Raw genomic sequence first — 24,267 nt, 5'->3', positions numbered from 1 at the left:
TTTTCACCTTCCTTTATACTCTTGGCATTTCCTTATGATAATCTGTTGACTGTTCATAGCTATATGCTAACTTAAATAATTTTTCTTCCTCAAAGTAATTCCCCATAATTTGCATTCCTACTGGAAGTCCATCTACCATGCCACAAGGTACAGATATAGCTGGTATTCCTGCCATATTAACAGGTACTGTGTATATATCTGATAAGTACATTGAAAGTAGATCCTTTGTTTTCTCACCTATTTTAAATGCTGTAGTAGGTGACGTTGGTGTTATTATAGCATCATAGTTTTTAAATACTTTATCAAATTCCTCTTTTATAAGTTTTCTTACCTTTAATGCCTTTTTATAATATGCATCATAGTATCCTGCTGAAAGCACATAAGTTCCAAGCATTATTCTTCTCTTCACTTCTTCTCCAAAACCTTCTGTTCTAGATTTAAAGTATATATCCACAGAATCTTTAAAATCCTTAGCTCTATATCCATATCTAATACCATCGAATCTAGCAAGGTTTGAGGAAGCTTCTGCACAAGCTATAATATAATAATCTGCTAAAGAGTATTTTGCTAATGGAAGTGAAATTTCTTCAACTATAGCACCGTTTTCCTTTAATACTCCTATAGATTCTTGTATTTTTTTTCTTATTTTATCATCTAGTCCCTGGAAAAAGTCTGTAGGCACACCTATTCTAGTTCCTTTTATGTCCTTTGTAAGGAATTTTGTATAGTCTGGAACCTTCACATCTGCTGTAGTGAAATCTCCACTATCAAGGCCTGCTATGGCTCCTGTTAAAAGTGCACAATCCTGTACATCTCTTCCGAAAGTTCCCACTTGGTCTAAAGTGGAACCAAAAGCTACCACTCCATTTCTTGAAATTCTTCCGTAGGTTGGCTTTAATCCAACTATTCCACAAAGAGAAGCTGGCTGTCTTACAGATCCCCCTGTTTCTGTTCCAAGAGAGAGAGCTGCCTCAAAGGCTGCTACTGAAGCTGCAGAACCACCAGAAGATCCCCCTGGAACTCTAGTTAAATCCCATGGATTTCTAACAGGTTTAAAGGCACTATTTTCATTAGAAGATCCCATAGCAAACTCATCCATGTTAGCTTTTCCTAATATAATAGCATTGCTTTCCTTTAATTTCTTTGTTACAAAGGCATCATAAGGAGCCACATATCCTTCTAGTATTTTAGAAGCACAAGTGTTTTGCATTCCCCTTACATTTATATTATCCTTTACTGCTACAGGCACTCCTGCAAGACTTCCTACTTCTTCGCCCTTAGCCAATTTTTCATCTACTTCTTTAGCTTTATTTAAAGCCTCTTCTTTAGCTACATAAAGATAAGCTCCTACTTTTTCATCCACTTCATCTATTCTATTTAAAAAAGCTGCTGTTACTTCTTCAGCCTTTACTTCTTTATCTTCTATTAATTTTTTTATCTCGTGGGCTTTTAATTTATAAAAATCCATTATATACCTCCTTATTTAAAGCTATCAGGTACATGAAAAGAAATAACAAGTCAAAGATGCTGGTATATTTTGTGTCAGACAAGGAAGCAGGTTTCGCCGATAGTAGGGCTATCGGTGGGTTCTGCTGACGCAGTATGACGCAAAATAGACTAGCATACTGACTTATTATTTATTTGAATGTGCCTTACTCTATTATCTTAGGAACCATTACATATTCCTCTAGTTTTTCTGGAGCATTTTCTAAAACATCCTTAAGCTCCATAGATTCCGTAACCTTATCTTCTCTAAATTTATTTTCCATATAGTAAGGATTTACCACTATATCTACATTATCTGTATTTAATTCATTTAACTGTTCCATATAATTTAAGATATTATTTAAATCAATTACAAGAGCTTCTTTTTCCTCTTCATTGAAACTTAATCTTGAAAGTTCTGCTACATATTCAACATCTTTTTTTGAAACTGACATATTATCCCTCACTTCCTGTTTGTATTAATTATAACCAATCTAATTATTATATAACATAACATTTCTATTTTACCACAAAAATTTTATTTTTACATACCTGTTTTTTTTAACAAATTTCCAAATATCTAATATATGATCCTCTATTAATTTTAGGATTGTGTATTCTTATTTTACATTAAACAAAATCCCCAGCCTTTAAGTATAAATTGCTAGTTTAATCTTAGATAAAACTAGCAATTTATACACAACGACTAGGGATAAAATTACCTATTAACTATTAACTACTAATACACTCCAATATACATAAAAAATATAGTTCCCATTGCTAAAAGCATGTACAATAAAGGATAAATTATATTGGAATGGTCCGGCTTTTGGATAAACATCTTAATAGACCAAGTGATTGCCGTGAAAAATATACACAGTTGAATAATCCTGTAAGTATTAAAATGCCTTAGGTATATAAATTGATATGTAGTTAACAGCGTTATGACGAGAACCACTACTGTTATAAAAACACATACCCATCCTAAAATATCAATTACCTTCCTCATTTTTCTTCCTCCGCTTACATAATTACTTTTAAAATTAACTTAATTGTAATTTATAATTCGCATTACTGCTGACTGTGAAATAATTGATTACAATAATCAGTATTCAATGCGAAATTTACATTCAATTATATTATTCAATTTATATTAACTGTTTATTCGTCTTTTGTAAATAAGGTAATTTATTTATATTAAGCTATTTTATACTTTTTTAGTTTTTTAAGCACTTTTATACTAACTTTTCAAACTCTTCTTCCGTAATAATCTTAATTCCTAGGTTTAAAGCTTTTTCATATTTAGATCCTGGTGCTTCCCCCACTAAAACATAATCTGTTTTTTTGCTAACACTTGATGACACTTTAGCTCCAAGATTCTCCAATTTGTCTTTTATTTCTGTTCTACTATATTTTTGAAGACTTCCCGTTATCACTATAGTTTTATCCTTAAAATTATTTTCTTCTATTTTTACATCTTCAAAATAAGGTTTTATCCCAACATTAAATAATTCATCTACACTTTTACTTATCAATGAATCACTAAAAAAGTCTACAATACATTTAGCCACGGTTTCACCTATATCTTGAATTTGGATCAGCTCTTCAAATTTAGCATTTTTAAAACTTTCAAAATTCTTAAATGTATTAGCTAAATCTGTGGCAGTTTTTTTACCTACATTAGGTATACTAAGTGCATATATAAATGAAGCTAAATCAGGATTCTTACTTTTTTCCACTGAATCTATTAGATTTTGAGCCTTTTTCTCACCAAATCTCTCTAAAGTCAACAATTCTTCTTTTTTTACATTATAAAGATCACTTATGGATTTGATGTTTAGATTTTCAAAAAGTTGTTCTGCTGTTTTTTCACTAAATCCCTCTATATTCATAGCTTCTCTTGAAGCAAAATGAACTATACTCTTCACTAACTGTGGTTTGCAAGACAGTGTATTTTCACAAAAATAATGTGCTCCGTCTCTTACAACTTCACTGCCGCAATAAGGACACTTTTCAGGTGGTTTTATATCTTCTGCTCCTTCTAGACTCTCCTCTACTACACCAATTATTTCTGGTATAACATCATTAGAACGTCTTAAAAACACTCTGCAGCCCTTTTTGACACCTTTTTTTTCTATATCATCCATGTTATTCAATGTGGCTCTTTTAACCGTTGCCCCTGCTATATCCACTGGTTCTAGTAAAGCCGTAGGGCTTACCCTACCGCTTCTACCCACATTCCATTCTACATCCAAAAGAGTAGTGGTGGCTTCCTCTGCTTCAAATTTAAAAGCTATAGCCCACTTAGGGAATTTTACTGTGTAGCCTAGCACATCCCTAGTTCTTATGTTATCAATAGCTATAACTGCTCCATCTATATCATAGTTCAATTCCCCTCTAATTTTATTTATATACTCTATTTCTCTTTTTATATCTTCTATAGTTTCACATTTCTTTATGTAATCATCTACAGGAAGTCCCTTTTTCTTTATAAAATCCATCATTTCACTATAGGTTTCAAATGCTTTTCCTTCGTTGTATCCTACATCATAGAAGAAAGCTGAAAGATTTCTTTTAGAGGTTTCTTTTAAATTTAAATTTCTAAGAGCACCAGCAGCCCCATTTCTTAAATTTTTAAGGGGAACCTGGGCATTTTTATTATATTCCTCAAAAGCTTCTTTTGTCATTATAGCTTCTCCATGTATTTCTACAACTGCTCCATTATCAATTTTAAGAGGTATTGATTTTATAGTCTTTACCTGGGCTGTTACATCTTCTCCTATTATCCCTGTTCCTCTAGTAGCTGCTTTACTTAGTACACCACTTTCATCATAAGTTAAATTCACACTAAGACCATCAAACTTCTTTGTAACTATATATTTTAACTCAGGTAGTTTTTCTTCATGGGTTCTATTGTATTCTTCCACAGCTTTCTTATTTCTATTATGCCACTGAATTATACCATTTATATCCTGTGATTTATCAAGACTCCAAAGTTTAGCCCTATGAGTATACTTTTCAAATCCCGATAATATACCATCTCCCACCCTTTGACTTGGAGAATAGGGCAATATAAATCCTGTGTCTTTTTCAAGTTTTACAAGTTGATCATAAATTTCATCATATTCCTTATCTGATATCGTTGGATTATCCAATACATAATATTCATATGAATGTTTATTTAGTACATGCACTAATTCTTTTATTCTTTCAATATATTTGTCCAAAAATTTCACCTCACACCACTTAGGCACATTGAAATAAATAATAAGTCAGTATGCTAGTATATTTTGCGTCATACTGCGTCAGCAGAACCCACCAATAGTCCTAGTAGCGCCGGAACCTGTTTCCTTGTCTGACACAAAATATACTAGAATTTTCGACTTGTTATTTCTTTTCATGTACCTTACAGTATTTCTAATATGGATTTATTATAAATTAAATTCTTTATGCCATAGCTATCAAATACCACAGTGATTTTAATTCCACTATCAGTAACTTTTTTACTTACTACAGTACCCACCCCAAAAGTAGAATGCTTAACTTTTCTTCCTTCTACTATCTCATTTTCACTAGCTTCTTTCCCTTCATTACTTTCATTCCATACATTACTATCTTCTCTAGATGAGTAATTAGAAAATGATTTGAAAGAATTTCTAAGGCTATGAGGATTATTTCTAAGACCTGTATCCACGCTTCTTCTGGCCATAACTCTAGGATCATTGTTTTGGAGATTTACTCTTTCCCTTAACTTTAGTGGTATTTCTGCTATAAAATCTGATTCCTCATAGCATACAGTTCTTCCAAATACCCTTCTACTTTCTGCCGACGTCATGTACAGTTGCTCCTTAGCCCTTGTTATTCCAACGTAACAAAGCCTTCTAGATTCCTCCATTTCATTAAAATCATTTAATGAAGCCATCCCTGGAAATACCCCATTTTCCATGCCAACCATAAACACCACTGGAAATTCAAGCCCCTTAGCACTGTGTACTGTCATAAGCACCACGGAATCTGCTTCCTCATTAAAATTATCTATGTCTGAAACTAGAGTAACTTGTTCTAAAAATGCAAATAAGCTTTTATCCTCTGAAGTATTCTCAAACTCTACTGCAGCGGAAACCAGTTCCTTTAAGTTTTCTATTCTAGCCTTATCCTCTATAGTATTTGTTTTTAGAAGGGAATCTAAATATCCTGTTTTATCTATTATTTCCTCTATAAGCTCTGAAACCATCATTTCATCTTTATTAGCTATGAAGCTATTTATAAGGCTTGTAAATTTATTTATAGATGTTATATTTCTTGAACTTAATCCTGGCACATTTTCCACATCTAATATGACGCTGTAAAGACAATCATCTATACTATTTGCAAAGCGTTGTATTTTGTCTACTGTAGTATCCCCAATAGCTCTTTTAGGTACATTTATTATCCTCTTTAAGCTCACATCATCCACAGGGTTGTTTATAAGTTTTAAGTAAGCTAATATATCCTTTATTTCTTTTCTATCATAGAATTTTAATCCACCTATTATTCTGTATGGTACAGCATTTTTAATAAATATGTCCTCAAAGACACGAGATTGTGCATTGGTTCTATAAAGTATAGCAAAGTCCTTAAAACTTTTATCATTTTCTTTCATTATATTCTTTATAGTTTTGCATACAAACATACCTTCATCCATATCTGAATATGCTCTATATATGTTTATTTTATCTCCATCTTCCATCTCTGTCCTAAGTACTTTATTCTTTCTTTGAGCGTTATTTCTTATAACTTCATTGGCAGCATTTAGTATATTAGCTTTAGATCTATAATTTTGCTCAAGCTTTACCACCTTAGCATCAGCATAGTCTTTTTCAAAATCTAATATATTTCTTATATCTGCACCCCTCCACTGGTAAATACATTGATCATCATCCCCCACCACGCATATGTTTCTATGACCTGCTGCTAGTAATTTTACCAGTTCATACTGTGCTCTATTGGTGTCTTGATATTCATCTACCATTATATATTTAAACTTTCTTTGATAGAACTCCAAGACATCCTTATGTTTCTTTAATAATTCTACAGTTTTAAAAATCAAATCATCAAAATCCAAAGCATTGTTACTTTTTAGCTTCTTTTGATATAGCAAATATACATCAGCTATCTTATTTAATTTATAATTTCTTTCATTTTCTGCTTTAAACTGCTCAGCAGAAATCAAATTGTTCTTTTGATCTGATATTTTGCCTAAAATTTCTCTATCAGTTATATCCTTATCATTTATATTTAATTCTTTCATGCATTCTTTCATAAGTACCTTTTGGTCTGATGTATCGTATATGGCAAAATTCTTATTATAGCCTATTTTGTCTATCTCTCTTCTCAAAATCCTAACGCAGCTAGAGTGAAATGTAGAAACCCACATGCTGTCCACCACATCTCCTACTAAAGCTTTTATTCTTTCTTTCATTTCTCCTGCAGCTTTGTTGGTAAAGGTTATGGCTAATATGCTGGAAGGATATATATCTAAATCCTGGATCATATAAGCTATCCTATAGGTCAATACTCTAGTTTTACCCGAACCAGCCCCTGCTAGTATTAAAAGAGGGCCATTTATAGTACTGGCTGCTTCATACTGTTCTCTATTTAAAAGTTTTTTTAATTCCATCTGCTACCTCCTAATTAAAAAGAACTTTGTTTATCTCATGGCTACTTACTGTAATACCCCATCTAAAACTAAGAACTTTGTTTATATTATTATAATAGACATCTTTACATTATATCAAACATTATCAGCTTAAAATTAATAAAAGCACGATTTAATCCTGAAAATTTTGGGGATATCCTCGTGCCTCACATACAGGTACTGTTAATTAAACCGTTTTGATTTTAAGGGTTCCAATTCAACTTATCAAAAGCTAATTTATAACCGTTACTTCCATAGTTTAATGATCTGTTTACCCTACTTATAGTAGCAGTACTTGCTCCTGTAGTTGCTGCAATATCTAAATAGGTCCTTCTCTCCATCAACATTTTTGCTACCTGCATTCTCTGTGCTAAGGCTTTTATTTCATTGATTGTACATACATCTTCAAAAAACCTATAGCACTCTTCTCTGTTTTCTAACTTTAATATAGCGTCAAACAAAAAATCCATTTCTTCATTTTCTAATTTAGATATATACTCCCCACTCATATTGCTACTCACTCCCTGTAATAATTCATATATATATTTTACCATTTTGTACGACTTTAATCTATTAAATTAATAAAAAATTCAAACCCTCCTAGAGAATTTGAATTTTCCTGTCATTTAGTATAATATTCTATCTAATTTTTTCCTATATTATTACATATATTTTATAAATCTTACATAACTAATATTTAAGAAATAAAACATAAAACAAAAACAGCCCTTGGGGCGGGGCTGTTTTGATGATAAATAAAAAGGGGGCTATTTATCTTTTCATTTATCCTTGCAATATTATTATATTAAAATAAAGACAAAAAAGCAATAGTGTTTGCAGAATTAATTGTAAACATTTTTAAAATTAAATGAAATCCTTCATTTTTTTACATATTCTATATAATGTTTTTACAACTCTTCAATATATCTATCTCTTCTCCTGATAATTCTCGGTACTCACCTTCTGATAAATTCTCATCTAAAACTAAACTACCAAAGGAAACTCTCTTTAAAAACACAACTTCTTTTTCCATTGCCTGAAACATTCTTTTTACTTGATGGAATTTTCCTTCTTGTATAGTCACATAGGACTCGGCACCATCCTCACTGGAATTTATTATTTCCAGTTTAGCTGGCATACATTTATATCCATCATCTATAACTATCCCCTCCTTAAAAGCCTCCACATCTTTTTCATCCAGTGGCTTATTTATCTCTGCATAATATTTTTTATCCACATGGTATTTAGGAGATATAAGTTTATGATTTAACTCACCATCATTGGTTAAAATCAATAACCCCACTGTGTCTTTATCCAATCTTCCCACAGGAAAAGGATTAAAAATTTGATATTCTGGATTAATTAAATCTACTACAGTTTCATCATATTTATCAAAAGTAGCTGATACCACCCCATCTGGCTTATTCATCATAAGATATATGTATTTTCTATATATTACTTCCTCACCATTTACAACGATTTTATTTTTTTCCGGATCTATTTTCATTCCATTATCTTTTATCACACTTCCATCTATTGTCACAAGACCATTTTTTACAAAAGATTTTATTTCTTTTCTCGTTCCATACCCTAAATTAGATAAAACCTTATCCAATCTTTCCAATTTCATCTCCCCCTTACTTTTTAGAAAAAAATAAAAGTCATAATTATATTATGGCTTTCATTTTTACATGTATTCATATTAAAAAATTTTAGCATTAAATTCTTTATAATTCAACCCTATAAGAAACTATTGTTCTAAAGAGCTCCCTTATAGTATTTCATAACTTTATCCACATAACCTCTAGTTTCACGAGGCAACTTATATATTTCTCCTGGAGATGTAACACCTCTTCGTCTAACTCCATTAGGTCCTGCATTATATGCAGCCAAGGCCATCTCTTTACAATTTCCAAAGGATTCTAATAATCCTTTTAAATATTTTGTGCCTCCATCTACATTTTGGTCTATATCATAAGCATTTGTAACTCCCAAAGATGCTGCTGTGCCAGGCATAAGTTGCATAAGACCCATTGCTCCAGCAGAAGACTTTGATAATGGATCAAAAGAAGACTCTTGCATTATAACAGCCCTTATAAAACTTTCTTCAACACCATATTTAGCGGCAGCATTTTTTATTGCTTTATTAATTTTATCTGATGAGTTTCCACCTTTTATTTCATTTCTCATCTCACTACTTATTTCATTTCTTATTTGACTAACTGTATTTTGCATATCTTTGCTTAATATACTAGAGCCTTCGGAACTATACATATTTTTGATTTGTGAACTATTTCCTTGTGAAATAAAACTTTCATTTCCCTCTAAAGCCTTAGACATACTTTCTAACATAACTGAAAATGCAGGAGAATCCTTTCCTATTTGATTGCTAAAGCTATCCATAAACATTTTCATAAATAATACATTTTGTGTATCTTCTATTCTCATAAAATCACCTCGTATTCCTACTACTTATATATTCGAACAATAACTCCCATAACTTAATACAGAAATTATACATACACATCTACCTCATCATTTTTTTCCATCTTATGCTGCTCTTTAGGCTCCTCAACTAAAAACTGAAAACTATCATAATCCTCATAAGCCTGTTTTTTATATCTACTCTTTGAAAGTACTAATATTTTGTAAATTCCCTGTGAAAAAGGAATAAAACTATAATATTCCTTTCTATTGTATCTTTGAACCCTCTTCCATTCTCCTTTTTCCATTAGATAAAATTCATATACCACATCTTTTCCACCCTCACTACTAACAGAAAAAGTTACACATTCATTGATATTAAAGCATAATTTATTACTTTTTAGTTTTGTGTCAGTTACTGGGAAACAATCATTTACACATACTCTAATAGATTTTTTGCTGTCATATTCTTCAGTACTCTTTATATTTTTTGCATATATATCTAACTGATAAATACCCTTGCATCTTGGCAACATTTTATATAATTTACTATATATATAATCTGTTTCCTCCACAGGATGTCCATTTATTTTTAATATATATTTAACCATAGTATCCTGTGTCTCTGGACATATAACCTCTAATCTTATTTCATCTCCTACCATATAGAATTCTCTTGGATCTGTAAGAACATAATCTATATTAGCTGGTAAATAATCTTTCACCTCCATATTAATTATTTCATGGGTATCATACTCTCTTCTAGAATACTTATCCTTAACTCTTACTTCTAACTCATAAATTCCACATTCCTCTGGAGTAAAATTCACCCAATTACAACTTCCATAATTTACTTTTTCAACTTCCTTGGCGCCTTTTCTTACAATGAAACTGTATTTAAGTTCTATTCCACCTGAAGCTTCTATTTGTACATTTATAACTTGCTTTTTTAAATATGCATTTCTTTTTTCATAAATCACATCTTCTATTTTTACATCTTCCGCACTTATTTCATCTATATTAAACTCCAAACTCTCTTTGCTCTCGTATTCACCTTCAAAGGTTTCATCCTTTACATACAGCACTACAGTATAATTTCCTATTTCCTCCGGTTTCCATATATATTTATTACTTTCAATATACCCAGAATCCCTATTTTCCGGACCCTTTATATTAAATCTATATAATAAATTTTCTCCACCTTTAACTATAGCTTTAAGTTCTATATCTGTACCACATATTTGAGGGGAACTTAAATCTGTAGTAAAAGCCTGTATTTTAATTTTTTCATATTGCTTAACTTTATAAAGTATGATAGCCCTATCATCAAATTCTTTTGTGGAATACATATCTTTAGCAAGACATAAAAGTTTAAATTCTCCACCTTCATTTTCAGTATAAGATACAGTTCTTTTAGTAGAATAATCTTGAATACATTTTACATTTCCATCTGAATATATTTTTACAAATTTATATAAAATCATTCTACTATCTTCATAAGAAGCATTTACTTGAAATAGTATTTCTTTTCCCTTTAATAAATTTTTAGTTAAACACTTAAAGTCTGTTATTTCAAGCTTTCTTATGTCTCTTACCTTAAAAGACACAGTTTGAAAATCATCACAACTATTATCGGAATCTAAATTTTTACATTCTACTAATACCTGCTGTATACCAGGCTTCAAAACAGTCCAATTTAACATATTCTCTGGTGAATATTCTTTTATTAATTCCCATTTATCCTCTTCTCTTATCCAATATCTATACATTAAAGGAATTTTAGTTCCTTCTACAGTAATAGTTATTTTATCGCCTAAATTTACATCTTCCTTATTTATATATAAACCATTTATCAGTCTTTCTTTATCTTCACCTATAATGTACTCTATTTTACTTACATAATCAAAACCACTTCTACTATCCTGCTTTTTAGCTTGTACCATTATTATGTATTTTCCATCCTCTTCTGGACACCACAAAAGATTATTATTGCTTTGAAAATCTCGCAGTGTTTTCCACGTACCATCCCTACCTATAAGAAACTTATAAAGTAAATTTTCTTCTTCTGCGCCTTCTACTGTAAGTAATATATCCTTTTGCTTATCTTGAGGACTTTCTAAACTACACCTAATATTTATTTCGTTCATAATCAATCCCCCATCATACCACCAATTATTAAATATGCCTAATTTACAGTGCTCACCCATATTATGTATATAAATATATTATACTATACTTATATATTTTATAACAATAATTTTAATAGTTTATATTGTAATATTCAATTTATTTACTATAAACCCTTCAATTTTTAGGAATATTATAGTTTATTTTTTTAACAAATTTTGCATTTTAGCAACTATTTTAATATTATTGCATGAAAATGGGGCTGCCGCACTAAGAATAAATTCTACAACACATTGGTTTGCTATTAAATTTCAAACCAATATATTGTATATGAATTTCTTAATACCACAGCTCAATGGATAACACTATTTTCAGAAGTGTTCTATACACTTCTGAAAATACCATAACTTACAAGTATATTATTAATAAAAAACGTATATAATACACTTGTATAAATGTTCTTTGATAACTGTATATATAAGGTTGGTTCTACCCGATGTTAAGCCTATGAAGAGTATATGTTACTAACTCTAGAAAGCAGGAAGCTCCCACATTTTAGGCGGTGAGTGAGTTCACAAGTATGGAGAGTGATAATATGATTAAGGATTTTGAAAACTACAATCCGGACTATACCTATAAAAAGAAAAATATAGACGTTCAAATTTCTAAACTTGGTTATAATATTATGGAAAGAACCAACAACGCTTTATTATATCCAGAAGGCATAAAGGATGAAATAGATATGCCTGAATTTAAATAAGGTACATGAAAATAAATAACAAGTCAAAGATGCAGGTATATTTTGTGTCAGACAAGGAAGCAGTTTCCGCCGCTAGTAGAACTATCGGTGGGTTCTGCTGACGCAGTATGACACAAAATAAACTAGCATACTGACTTGTTATTTATTTGAACGTGCCTAAGGTAGAGTAATCACTCCACCTTATATACTTCTTATGTACTTAAAACTTTTCTTTCTGTACCTTTTGTATGCTAATCCTAACCCTTTCAATTCTATATTATATCTTATCAAGCATAGCAGCGCCTATAATTCCAGCACTGTTTCCTAAAGTAGCTTTTCTTATAGTACAAAGAGATGTATCTTTATATAACTTGATCTTATTTATCTCACTTACTAATTTATCTATAAACAAATCACACCCTGCAGACACTCCTCCGCCTATTACAACTGAATCTAAGTCTAAAATATTTATTGCATTATTTATACCAATAGCTAAATATTTTATAAATCTATTTAATACCTCCAAAGCAACCCCATCGCCTTTTCTAGCCGCATCAAAAACTATTTTTGCATCTATATTATGTAACTCTCCATTTACACTATCAGTGATAATAGTTTTTCTGCCTTCTTCTATTAATTTTATGGCATACTTAATTATAGCTGTTGCGGAAGTAAATGTTTCTAAACATCCATTATTTCCACAGGAGCAATTATAAAAGTTTTCTCCAACAATAGTGTGACCTAATTCCATGGCAGCTCCATTTATCCCTCTGTATATCTTTCCGTTTAATACAGCTCCACTACCTACACCAGTTCCTAAAGTTACTAAAAGCGATATTTTATTATCTTTTGAGCTTCCAAATAAATATTCAGCACCAGCAGCTACATTTGCATCGTTATCAATAAGGACTCTTTTACCAAATTCCTTTTCCAATATGCTGCCTAAATGTACATTTTCCCAGCCTAAGTTTACACACCTTCCTACTATACCCCTTTGATAATCTATATTTCCTGGAATTCCTAAACCTATTAATTCTACTTCATCGATTGATACATTTTTTGCTTTAATAAGCTCCCTTATAATTTGTATTATACCATTACAAATTTTATCTCCATTCTCATCTTTCCCTTTTATTGTCTTCAAGCTTTTTTGTAAAAGTATACTACCCTTTTCATCCACTATGCCACCTTTTATACTAGTTCCACCTAAATCAATACCTATACGCATGTACTCATCCCCTATTTTTTTATTTATGCCATGATGCCTACAGTCTATTTTCTCCTTCTACCAAAGGAAACACAACTGCAGCATACCCATGAATATTATTTTCTAAGCTCATATAAGTAAAAAAACTCCTCCTGAAAATAAGAATTTTGTTTAGGCACATTCAAATAATAACAAGTCAGTATGCTAGTATATTTGAATTGTTATTTCTTTTCATGTACCTTATATATAAAATCACCTCAGCATTACGTTTATCTGAGGTGATTACTTTTATATTTAAATTTTTAAAATTAATGCACTCACTAAAAATCCAATTAATCCAGCACCACCTGCTATTAATATGAATTTCATGTCTTTTTCCGTAGCATCCAAATCTTCTTTAACCCTCTTAAGTTGGTCTTGAGTACCAACGGTTCTAGCCTTTTGATACCCCATGTTATTTCGACCACCTATACTACCAGTTAAAGAAAATCCTCCTAGTGCCATAATTACTCCTGATGTCCAAAATAAAATAGTACTGTAATTCCCCATATTCCTCTTACCTGTAAACCAACATATTAAGGCAGCTACTATTAAGTTTATAGCCGTCAATATACTTGTCCACTTTATGTATTTTTTAACCACATATGACATTTATATAACCCCCTAGCTAGTAAATGATGATTATAATAATTATACCATATAGTACTACTCAAGGAAATTTATATAAACATTGCATATTGCCCTATTTCAAACAAACATAAAAAAAACCACATCATACCTAACTAATCTCTACAACAATACTAACCCACCGTTAAGTCTTCATGCTTTTGCTCACATCCGGGAAGGTTTAAATTATACTTTACGGAGATTATTCGTACAGTAAATGTTACAATAAAACCTATATAAATTGAAGTTTCTTTAGATATATACTTATAACATAGGTAAAAAGCTAAAGCTCCTAAAATAGATGCCACAGCATATATTTCTTTTCTAAAAACTATCGGTATATGCTGAACACTTACATCCCTAAGTATACCTCCGCCAATACCAGTAAATAATCCTGTAGATACTACTATAAATATTCCCTTTATCCCATGGGAAAATGCTGCATTAGCTCCAATTACAGTAAATATACCAAGACCTATAGCATCAGATATTAATATTATCTTTCTAAGCTTGTTCATATCCTTATGAAGCTGAAAAGTTATTACAGCAGTACCTATGCTTATTAAGCAGTACTTTGGATCTTGAAAAGCCGCTGGAGGTATTGTGCCTATAACTATATCTCTAAATATTCCTCCCCCTACAGCTGTTACCATTGCCAAAAAAGATACTCCAAAAATATCAAGTTTTTTTTGAACTCCTAACAAAGCTCCCGAAATAGCAAAAGCAATAGTACCCAATATTTCGAAAAAATTCATCAATATCATAATACTACTCCTTTAACGTATTAGTTTGTCAAAATGATTTTATCACATAATCCTAATGGTATCTAGAGTTTTTATAAATAAATTAGCTGTAATCTATTGCAGATAGTGATTTCTCTATTAAAAACTTTAAATTTTCATAAAACCTTTTGTCATCTTCCGCACTTCTCTTTTTAGCATTGCTAGTTTTTCCGCCGGCTCTTCTGACCTTAGATGAAATATGTCTCTCAAATAAAAGCTTATCTATGTTATCATCATTATATATATACCCTTTAGGTCCAATTGCATAAGCCCTCTTAGATAATGCCATGGTTGCCACTCCAAAGTCCTGTGTTACAACTATATCTCCCTTTTGGGCTTCATTAGCTAATTTCATGTCAACACTTTGAAAACCACTATCCACATATATAACTTTACTATAGCTACTCTTAATCACATGATTTAAATCACAAAACATTATTACTTCCACTTGGCTTTCTTTAGCTGCCCTTTCTATAATATCTCTTCCTGGGCAAGCATCTGCATCTACTAATATTCTCATATTTATTACCTCGTTTTTTAACTTATTATACACCCAATAAGAATATATTGTGAAATAAGTACCATAAGAAAAATCTGTCTTTAAGTCCACAATAAATATATTTTCTTAGACTGTTCGCAGTACGCCAAGAAATTCTAATGTTTTCAAATTCCAATACCCTAAAGCTTTCAAACTCGCTTCTGACGGCGCTCAAACAATGAAAGCTTCTTAACGGGTATTGAAATTTGAAAACAAAGAATTTCTAAGGCTAGCTCAATAGTCTAAGAAAATATATTTATTGTTACCTTAAAGACAGATTTTTCAGTTCATGCGTACATTGCTTCTAGGGGAGATGGCCTACTAAAGGATGATTTTCCTCCGCTACGCTATGGAAAATCTTTAATTTGTAAATAAATGAGAAAGCGCTCATAATATTTTTTTAGGCGGAGCCTTTCGTTTACTCCCTAGTCATCAAATGTTTTTTAGTACTAGGTTATAGTTTCTAGATGTTAGAATTTGTTATTATAATACATATTTATGTTTCTTAACCTATATGACGATCATTCATTATAAATCAACAGGCTCACGCCAAAAAAACTTTTAAGTGTTAAACTTCTGACTAATAAATAATTGCTTGTCAAAATAAAGCACTAAATAAAGCCTAATATATTTTGCCGTGAAACATTAATTTATATCTCACATTTCGCAGGTTAAAATTACCTATTAAATAATTTCTAAAAATATATCTCTAAACTAAGATTATTTGATATTATTAAATTTACAAAACTTAGTTTGGAGGAATCAAGATGAATATTAAAAATATTTAGATTTTAACGGTAATGAAAATTATGCGTTAGTTATAAAATCAAATAAAATAATTTATTGGTATTTTATACATGCGAAATATAAGTTATATAAATCCTAATCATGCCTACGTATTTAGGCTGGCTGCCGCCAATAAAAGATTTTTAAATCGCTAAAGAGAAAAGCTAAAACTATTTCATTTAATGAAATAATTTTAGCCCTTTTCATTTTACTTTTTTTATCTAATTAAAGATTTTCCACAACGTAGTGGAGGAAAATCATCCTTTAGTTAGCTGTATTCCCCCATAGATAGCTTATGCATGAACCGAAAAATCACACTTTAAGAGAGTGAAACAATTGAAATTTGGGACTATGGAACTAGCTTTAGAACTTCTTATGTTTGCAGATTTCAATTCCCGTTAAGAAACCTTCTTGTTTGAGGGACGCAAGGAGCGAGTTAAGGTTTTAGGGAATTGAAATCTGCAAACATGTAGAAGTTCTTAGCGTATTGTGATTAGTCCCAAATTACAATTATTTCACGGACTTAAAGTGTGATTTTTCTTACGGCACTTGCTTCACAATATCCTTATTTAAAGTCTTTTCTCTAGTTCTTCTTTCATGTCTTCATAGCCTGGCTTTCCAAGAAGAGCAAACATATTTTTCTTATATGCCTCAACCCCCGGTTGATTAAATGGATTTACTCCTAATAAATATCCACTTATGGCACAAGCTTTTTCAAAGAAATATACCATGTACCCAAAATAGTATGGCGTTAATTCTGGTACATTTAAAACTATATTAGGAACTCCTCCATCATTATGAGCAAGTAGCGTTCCTCTAAATGCTTGTTTGTTTACATAATCCATATCTTTTCCTGCAAGGAAGTTTAGTCCATCTAAGTCTTCTTCAATAGCTTTTATTTGAATATCTTTTCTTGGTTTTTCTACATTTATCACTGTTTCAAATATATTTCTTAGTCCATCTTGAATATACTGTCCCATGGAATGAAGGTCTGTTGAAAAATCCGCTGCTGCTGGGAATATTCCCTTTCCATCTTTTCCTTCACTTTCCCCATATAATTGTTTCCACCATTCACCAAAGTAATGGACTGCTGGCTCATAATTTATCATCATTTCTACTTTTTTACCCTTATTATATAAGGCATTTCTTGCAGCTGCATACTTATAACAATCGTTGTTATTTATGTCATCTGTAATATATTTTTCTTTTGCATCTCTAGCTCCTGTAAGCATTTCATCTACATCTATTCCAGCTACTGCTATTGGTAAAAGTCCAACTGCTGTTAAAACAGAAAATCTTCCTCCTACATCATCAGGAACTACAAAAGTCTCATATCCTTCATTATCTGACAAAGTTTTAAGTGCTCCTTTTTTCTTGTCTGTAGTTGCAAATATTCTTTCTTTAGCACCAGCTTTTCCATATTTTTTTTCTAAAAGCTCTTTAAATATTCTAAAGGCTATGGCTGGCTCTGTAGTAGTACCTGATTTTGATATTACATTAACTGAAATGTCCATGTCTTCTACAGTTTCCAGCAAATCTGCCATGTATGTAGAACTTATATTATTACCTACATAAAATATCAAAGGATTTTTTCTTTTATTTATATTTAATGAATTGTTAAACGTATGGCTTAACATTTCTATAGCTGCTCTTGCACCTAAATATGATCCACCTATACCTATAACTATTAATGCTTCTGAATTACTTCTTATTTTCGCTGCAGCCTTTTTTATTCTTTCAAATTCTTCTTTATCGTAGTTTTGTGGCAGTTCTACCCATCCTAAAAAATCACTTCCTTCTCCTGTGCCCTTATGAAGCATTTGGTGAGCAGCTGTTACCATTGGCTGTAGATTCATTATTTCTTGTTCTTTTAAATAAGGACTTGTTTTACTTAAATCTAATTTTAATCCCTTTATCATGTTTTGGCCTCCTGTAAACTGTTTAAATTATTAAACTATTTAATATTTAACTAAATCTTTACACACAATTTTAAATTTCACATCATGTTAACTAGCAACGAGACAATGGACGATGGCTTCGTAAAAGTTTTTATATTTAGTTTTGCACTTTAAATTATTTATAATTTTTAGCTAGAGCAAAACTCCCTCTAAAACAAAACTCTTTATATATAAAAATTTTAGTTTATATATAAAAATAAATCAAGCTATGTAAACCTTTGTATAATGTATTTTTGAATTATTTTTCCCATTAGTTGAAATTCAATACACAAATTCATAAAAATGATTAAACAACAAAAAGGTACAATGTGGTGGAATTATGAAATTTCTCCTCCATGACTTGCATAAGAGCTCGGAACAATAAATTTAAATAGTTCCTTTGCTTCTTATGCAAGTCATTCCAGAGAAATTTCATAATTCAAGTAATGTAATGCTTTTTGTGAGATAATCATAAAAATAAATTATTGTAAAATACATGGAAGTTGCATATAGAACAAAAGGCCCTGCATGAATTGGAGAATAAATCCCTTTATATGCATAGCCTTTTACTTATAAATCTACCTTTTATAGCAAACTTTTTATGGTGTATTTATATAAATTTTCATTTCATATTAACATAGCTTTTATTTAATGTGGAACAAGTTCTTTATCCAAGCTATGAATCCACCTTTTTCTTTTTTATCTTCTTTTTTAGCCTCTTCTTTTTTCTCTGGAAGTTTGATTTCATCTGTTTTCATTACGAACTTAACTTTTCCTTCCATTTCTTCTGTAACTCCTGTAAAACTTTCATATTCATTAGATAAATTAACTATATTGTCCTTTATATCTATTAGCTTTTCTACATCTGGTGTCTTTCCTTTTAATTCAGAATATATTTTATTTACACCCTCATCATTAAACTTCTTCATACCAGCAGATAGTGTATCTAGTCCATCATATAACTGATTAGAACCATCAGCTAACTGCTGTACTCCACTAGACAATTGTGGTAGAGCATTTATTAGACTTCTAGCCTGCTCTATATTCTTTTGTTTTAATGCATTTTGCATTACTTCTAATATTTTTTCACTATCCTTTAAATCTCTCTGCATACTCTTTAATTTCTTTATTAATTCTGGTGAATTCTTAATTTGATTCATTTGCTCCTTAGTTAAGCTACTCTCTATTTTATTTATTATTGGTTTAGCCTTTTCCATATCTTTTTCTAAAGTATTTATTTTGTTTAAGGTTTCCTTCATTCCACCATTAGCATTCATTGCATTCATTAGGGCTTTAATATTTTTTATATTTTTCTCATTAGCATACAAATCTGCTTTCATAGATGATACAACTGGTTGAAGCTCTTTAATATAAGCTAAAGTTTCAGGATTCAATGCCTTTTGAGCTGTTTCTATACCTTCTTTATTTTTGTCTAACTCACCTTTAAAGCCTTTTAGTTGCGGCATTATAGCATTAATATACTTAATGCTTCCTTCTGCTCCTTTTAAATATGGACTAATACCTTCCATTTCCTTGAACAATTCATTAGTTTTTGGCATTACAGTAGAAGTTACATACTCCATGCTAGCTGGAAGTGCTGCTAATAATGGTGCCACATCTTTTAAATTTGCTTGTAATCCAGATAGTTTTTCTAAATTATCTTTAGCTTTGGCAATTTGTGGAACTGAAGTCTTCAATCCCTCACGCATAGCACTAGAAGCACCTATAATTTTAATTAATTGAGTTTTTTCCTCATCAGTTAAAGCTGGATTAGACTTTACTTTTGCCATCAACATTTGTCCTTTATCTGTTTCTAGAGAATCGGTAGCCTTTATAAACTCCATTGCTCCCGCACTTTGATCATTTAAAAATCCCTTCATACTCTCCAAGTCTACTTTAGACAATTCTGTACTGGCATTTATTAATCCATTTACCTTATCTTTATTATTTGCAAGTCCCATAATAGGTTTTAACTGATCAGATTTCAAGTAAGTTCCTAAATCATTAGCATCCTTTGCCATTTTTAAAATAACATCTTTATTTTGGGCTAATTTTATAAGCGGATCTATTTTAGAAATATCTATTCCATTATAAAGTGCAGATGCATTATTAGCTAATTTACCTAAACTATCTGAGTACTTTAAAACATTCATCAAAGGTTGAAGTTTTCCCATATCATAATTTAATAATTCACTTGCATCCTTCTCAAGTTTATCCATCTTACGTAGATTCTCTTGTCTCATCAATTCCTTAACACTTGGAAGTTGCATTATAGAATTAATATCTAAAGCCTTATAATCTTTTAAAGATTTATCTAATAATTGTTGTACTGTAGGATCTGAAAATACCTCTCCTAAATCTAATATAGATGTATCTAAATCTTTCGCAAAGAAAGCATGACTTATAAGTTTTCTTTCTTTTTCTACATTCTTTTGGGATTTTATAAGAGCAATTTTATCCTGCTCCTTACCCATCATGCCTTTCACACCACTTACCTTATCATTAGCCTTATTAAGTCCATCTTTTAACTTTTGGCTGCCGTCTTTTAATTTAAAGCTGCCATCTTCTAATTGTGTGCTGGCATCTTTTAATTTATCCAATCCTTCAAATAGTTCATCGAAATTTTTAGCATCCTTAAATTCCTTAACCTCTGGAATTTTAGGTGTTGCTGTCATCATAATAGGTCCCATTTCAAAATTCTTTACTTCTGCTGTTATCTCTAAGCTGTTTTTTAAATCTATTAAGTCTTCTACATCTTTATTTATACTTAAGCTTTCTTTTAATCCTGGTAGTGCTATAAAGGTTATAGCTTGATTATTTCCGTCAGAAACAACTTCTCCACTATTCACTTTTACATTTGAAAACTTATCCATTGGTAAATTAACTACAGTAGCAGTAGTAAATGGAGTATATATTTTTCTATCCTCACCCTTTACATTTACAGTTTTATATGATTTATTTTCATAATCTACTTTTATTTTTATTTTTCCTGATTTACCTACTATATCTTTTGGTTTAACTTCCTGTCCATCTAATTCATATTTTATAGAAACCGCTATTGGAAGCTCAGCATCTGTCTTGCCTTGATAAAATATATCTTTTTTATCTGTATTCCAAATAAGCTTATCTCCCTGTATATCAGGTTTTTCTTCACCTTTTACATTCTTTATATCTTTTAATAATGTCTTATCCTCTATATTTCCGTTTGCATCATCTCTGTGCAACCAGTCACTTACTATCTTTTCTTTAACTTCTCCTTCTACGCCTAAAGTTACATATACAGATTCGTCCTTTTGAATTAATTCTTTTGCATAAACAGCATTAGAACTTAAAATTGTTCCTACCATAACTAAACTTATAACTTTTTTTGACATACCTTTTTTCAATGTAATCCCCTCTTTTCCTTTCCAAATTAAGCTGTTTTTTCATCTAACTTTTGTTGCTCTCCATTTTTCCACTTCATGGTTGTAACACTTATAAATTTTTCACAAACTATAAGTATTGATGGAAGGATAAATAATATTACTCCCATACTTATAAGTGCTCCTCTTGCAATCATTCCACATAATGTTCTTATTAAATCCATGTTGGATACTATTCCAACACTAGCTGTAGCAGCAAAGAAAGTAAGTCCACTAGTTACTATAGATTTTGCCGTTCCCTTAACAGTTATCTTTCCTGCTTCAAATCTATCATATCCGTTTCCTATTTCCTCTTTAAACCTAGTAGTCATTAATATTGCATAATCTACTGTAGCTCCAAGTTGTATACATCCTATTACGATAGAAGCTATAAATGGTATTGTAGTTCCTGTATAGAATGGTATTCCCATATTTATAAATATAGCCAGTTCTATAGCTGAAACTAATAAAATAGGAATTGATATAGATCTAAATAAGATTAATATTATAGCAAATATAGCTGCTATAGATACTACATTTACATGTTTAAAATCCTTATCTGCAATCTCTATTAAATCTTTAGTAAGTGGTCCTTCTCCTGCTACCATTGCCCCTTTATCATAACTCTTCACTATTTTATTAACTTCATTTATTTGTGTATTTTCTTCTTCTCTTGCTGCTTTATATTTTGAATTTACTAGTATTAAATTGTAGCCACCTTGTTTAAATATATCTTTTATATCTTTAGGTATAAAACTTTCTGGTATTGATGAACCTATAAACTTATCATAGGAAAGAACTTTTTCTATACCATCTACTTTTTCAAGTTTATCAACCATCTCTTTAACTTTATAACCCTCTATTTTATCATTTACTAATATAAAGTGAGTGGTTGTCATATTATATTCTTTCTTAAGTTTATTTGTAGCAACTATAGATTCCATATCCTTTGGAAGAGATTCATCTAAGTTATAATAAACCTTTGTGTGATTATTTCCATACACTGCTGGTATGAACAATAAAAGAAATAGAACTATAAAAGCTTTATAGTTTTTTGTAACTAAATTAGCTACTTTATTGAACTCTGGTAAAATTGTCTTATGACTAAATTTATGAATAGGTTTATCAAATATCAATATAAGCGCTGGTAAAACAGTAACTGTAGATATTACACCTAACATAACTCCTTTAGCCATTACAATTCCTATATCTTTACCTAAAGCCAAGGTCATAACACATAATGCTAAAAATCCTGCTATAGTTGTAAGTGAACTTCCTGTTATAGAAACTATAGTGTTCGCTATAGCATCTGCCATAGCTTCATTTTTATCTTCTAATTTTTCCCTTTCTTCATCATATCTGTGAAGTAAGAATATAGAGTAGTCCATAGTAACTCCAAGTTGTAATACCGCTGCTAGTGCTTTCGTAACATAAGATATTTGTCCAAAGAATATATTAGTTCCAAAATTATAAAGTATAGCTAATCCTATAGCTGCTAAAAATATAAACGGTATAATTACTGATTTCATAGTAAGACTAAGTACTATTACTGAAAATACAACTGCAAGTAAAACGTAAAATGGAGTTTCTTTATCTGCTAAATCTTTTGTATCCTTAACTATAGCTGACATACCACTTAAAAAGCACTGTTTATTAGTTAATTTTCTTATGTCCGTTATAGCCTGTTGCGTATTCTCCGAGGATGGTGATTCATTAAACTTTATAATAAGCATTGTGGAATTACCACTATAAAAAGACTTTCTAGCTTCATCTGGTAGTATTTCCTTTGGGATAGTAGTATCTAAAACATCATCTACCCATATTACCTTATTTACACCTTCTACTTTGGATACTTTTTCTTTAATCTTTACTATATCCTTAGGTTCCATGTCTTCAATTATAAGCATGGAAGTAGCTGCATCTGAGTACTTCTTATCTAGTATTTCTTGTCCCTTCATGGAATCTAAGTTTTGAGGCAAATAAGTTAGCAAGTCATAATTTATCCTTGTAGATATCATTCCGTAAAGAGCAGGAAATACAAGTAATATAGATATAACAACTACTAAAATCCTGTTTTTTGCTATAAACCTCCCAAACCTTTTCATTATTTCATCTCCTTTTAAAATTTATCCGATAGCTACCTACCGTAATACCTTCATCTTTTACCAAAGTAATCAATAGATGAATCATCTCCCTATAATTTTTAATATAATTTCAAATAAAACATACATAAATACCGATGGATCATCCCCTACTAATTGCTTAACTTTTAATATATGACTTATAGTCATTTATTACACTTACTATTATATTCCTTAATGACTGTTAGTCAATATATATAATAAAAATTTTTTGTGAATATTTTATTTACAATTCATAAATTTTTAAAGTTTGGGATAATTAGCATAAATCTCTCATTCTCAATATGAGTGAAAAGTTAACAACTTAAAAATTTTTATGTGTTTAAGCATAATAAAAGGAATCAATTTATGTATAAA

General features: G+C 30.6%; 16 protein-coding genes. 1 reads left to right on the top strand and 15 read right to left on the bottom strand.

The window, feature by feature from the left end:
• Positions 1-13: 13 nt before the first annotated feature.
• The 8 genes from gatA to CC89_RS02690 all read right to left on the bottom strand — a co-directional run bounded on the left by gatA (position 14) and on the right by CC89_RS02690 (position 11,733).
• Positions 14-1,468 carry an Asp-tRNA(Asn)/Glu-tRNA(Gln) amidotransferase subunit GatA gene (gatA, locus tag CC89_RS02730; protein WP_035288813.1) on the bottom strand — a complete coding sequence of 485 codons (1,455 nt, stop codon included), beginning with the start codon at positions 1,466-1,468 and terminating at the stop codon, positions 14-16.
• 184 nt (positions 1,469-1,652) lie between these two features.
• Positions 1,653-1,940, bottom strand: coding sequence for an Asp-tRNA(Asn)/Glu-tRNA(Gln) amidotransferase subunit GatC (gatC, locus tag CC89_RS02725; RefSeq protein ID WP_035288811.1), 288 nt, complete (start codon positions 1,938-1,940; stop codon positions 1,653-1,655).
• A 780-nt stretch (positions 1,941-2,720) separates the two neighbouring features.
• The gene (gene ligA / locus CC89_RS02715) at positions 2,721-4,712 is read right to left on the bottom strand and encodes an NAD-dependent DNA ligase LigA (protein WP_035288807.1); all 1,992 of its coding nucleotides are present in this window, start codon (positions 4,710-4,712) and stop codon (positions 2,721-2,723) included.
• A gap of 179 nt (positions 4,713-4,891) precedes the next feature.
• The gene (gene pcrA, locus CC89_RS02710; RefSeq protein ID WP_035288805.1) at positions 4,892-7,144 is read right to left on the bottom strand and encodes a DNA helicase PcrA; all 2,253 of its coding nucleotides are present in this window, start codon (positions 7,142-7,144) and stop codon (positions 4,892-4,894) included.
• Positions 7,145-7,365: 221 nt separating this feature from the next.
• On the bottom strand, positions 7,366-7,671 hold the full coding sequence (locus CC89_RS02705; RefSeq protein WP_035288803.1) for a YerC/YecD family TrpR-related protein: 306 nt from the start codon (positions 7,669-7,671) through the stop codon (positions 7,366-7,368).
• Positions 7,672-8,057: 386 nt separating this feature from the next.
• A complete protein-coding gene (locus CC89_RS02700) occupies positions 8,058-8,786 on the bottom strand; it encodes a pseudouridine synthase (protein WP_035288801.1) in 729 nt (242 codons plus the stop codon).
• A gap of 134 nt (positions 8,787-8,920) precedes the next feature.
• The gene (locus CC89_RS02695) at positions 8,921-9,610 is read right to left on the bottom strand and encodes a lytic transglycosylase domain-containing protein (protein WP_035288799.1); all 690 of its coding nucleotides are present in this window, start codon (positions 9,608-9,610) and stop codon (positions 8,921-8,923) included.
• 65 nt (positions 9,611-9,675) lie between these two features.
• Complete coding sequence (locus tag CC89_RS02690) at positions 9,676-11,733, bottom strand: triple tyrosine motif-containing protein (protein ID WP_051931431.1); 2,058 nt, start codon at positions 11,731-11,733, stop codon at positions 9,676-9,678.
• Between the two features lie 575 nt (positions 11,734-12,308).
• Between CC89_RS02690 and CC89_RS20325 the strand changes: the two genes are divergently transcribed.
• Positions 12,309-12,473, top strand: a complete 165-nt coding sequence (locus tag CC89_RS20325; protein ID WP_185750658.1) for a hypothetical protein — start codon at positions 12,309-12,311, stop codon at positions 12,471-12,473.
• 256 nt (positions 12,474-12,729) lie between these two features.
• On the opposite strand, the gene CC89_RS02685 is transcribed toward CC89_RS20325, so the two are convergent.
• The 7 genes from CC89_RS02685 to CC89_RS02655 form a co-directional block, all read right to left on the bottom strand.
• On the bottom strand, positions 12,730-13,680 hold the full coding sequence (locus tag CC89_RS02685) for an ROK family protein (RefSeq protein WP_035288797.1): 951 nt from the start codon (positions 13,678-13,680) through the stop codon (positions 12,730-12,732).
• 273 nt (positions 13,681-13,953) lie between these two features.
• Positions 13,954-14,310 carry a hypothetical protein gene (locus CC89_RS02680; RefSeq protein WP_035288795.1) on the bottom strand — a complete coding sequence of 119 codons (357 nt, stop codon included), beginning with the start codon at positions 14,308-14,310 and terminating at the stop codon, positions 13,954-13,956.
• A 149-nt stretch (positions 14,311-14,459) separates the two neighbouring features.
• Complete coding sequence (locus CC89_RS02675; RefSeq protein WP_035288793.1) at positions 14,460-15,089, bottom strand: trimeric intracellular cation channel family protein; 630 nt, start codon at positions 15,087-15,089, stop codon at positions 14,460-14,462.
• An 82-nt stretch (positions 15,090-15,171) separates the two neighbouring features.
• The gene (locus CC89_RS02670) at positions 15,172-15,627 is read right to left on the bottom strand and encodes a YaiI/YqxD family protein (protein ID WP_035288790.1); all 456 of its coding nucleotides are present in this window, start codon (positions 15,625-15,627) and stop codon (positions 15,172-15,174) included.
• Positions 15,628-17,000: 1,373 nt separating this feature from the next.
• Entirely contained in the window at positions 17,001-18,350 is a 1,350-nt protein-coding gene (locus tag CC89_RS02665; RefSeq protein WP_035288787.1) for a glucose-6-phosphate isomerase, read from the bottom strand.
• A 662-nt stretch (positions 18,351-19,012) separates the two neighbouring features.
• A complete protein-coding gene (locus tag CC89_RS19385; protein ID WP_185750657.1) occupies positions 19,013-21,742 on the bottom strand; it encodes a hypothetical protein in 2,730 nt (909 codons plus the stop codon).
• 38 nt (positions 21,743-21,780) lie between these two features.
• On the bottom strand, positions 21,781-23,874 hold the full coding sequence (locus CC89_RS02655; RefSeq protein WP_035288784.1) for an efflux RND transporter permease subunit: 2,094 nt from the start codon (positions 23,872-23,874) through the stop codon (positions 21,781-21,783).
• Positions 23,875-24,267 lie beyond the last annotated feature (393 nt).

It is taken from the genome of Clostridium sp. KNHs214 (assembly GCF_000744935.1).
Taxonomy (GTDB): Bacteria; Bacillota; Clostridia; order Clostridiales; family Clostridiaceae; genus Haloimpatiens.
This window is presented reverse-complemented; position numbering and strand designations above follow the sequence as displayed.

Coding starts and splice junctions, on each gene's coding strand:
- gatA (WP_035288813.1), bottom strand. CDS start 1,468: ATGGATTTTTATAAATTAAAAGCCCACGAGATAAAAAAATTAATAGAA.
- gatC (WP_035288811.1), bottom strand. CDS start 1,940: ATGTCAGTTTCAAAAAAAGATGTTGAATATGTAGCAGAACTTTCAAGA.
- pcrA (WP_035288805.1), bottom strand. CDS start 7,144: ATGGAATTAAAAAAACTTTTAAATAGAGAACAGTATGAAGCAGCCAGT.
- CC89_RS02705 (WP_035288803.1), bottom strand. CDS start 7,671: ATGAGTGGGGAGTATATATCTAAATTAGAAAATGAAGAAATGGATTTT.
- CC89_RS02695 (WP_035288799.1), bottom strand. CDS start 9,610: ATGAGAATAGAAGATACACAAAATGTATTATTTATGAAAATGTTTATG.
- CC89_RS02690 (WP_051931431.1), bottom strand. CDS start 11,733: ATGAACGAAATAAATATTAGGTGTAGTTTAGAAAGTCCTCAAGATAAG.
- CC89_RS20325 (WP_185750658.1), top strand. CDS start 12,309: ATGATTAAGGATTTTGAAAACTACAATCCGGACTATACCTATAAAAAG.
- CC89_RS02685 (WP_035288797.1), bottom strand. CDS start 13,680: ATGCGTATAGGTATTGATTTAGGTGGAACTAGTATAAAAGGTGGCATA.
- CC89_RS02680 (WP_035288795.1), bottom strand. CDS start 14,310: ATGTCATATGTGGTTAAAAAATACATAAAGTGGACAAGTATATTGACG.
- CC89_RS02675 (WP_035288793.1), bottom strand. CDS start 15,089: ATGATATTGATGAATTTTTTCGAAATATTGGGTACTATTGCTTTTGCT.
- CC89_RS02670 (WP_035288790.1), bottom strand. CDS start 15,627: ATGAGAATATTAGTAGATGCAGATGCTTGCCCAGGAAGAGATATTATA.
- CC89_RS02665 (WP_035288787.1), bottom strand. CDS start 18,350: ATGATAAAGGGATTAAAATTAGATTTAAGTAAAACAAGTCCTTATTTA.
- CC89_RS19385 (WP_185750657.1), bottom strand. CDS start 21,742: ATGTCAAAAAAAGTTATAAGTTTAGTTATGGTAGGAACAATTTTAAGT.
- CC89_RS02655 (WP_035288784.1), bottom strand. CDS start 23,874: ATGAAAAGGTTTGGGAGGTTTATAGCAAAAAACAGGATTTTAGTAGTT.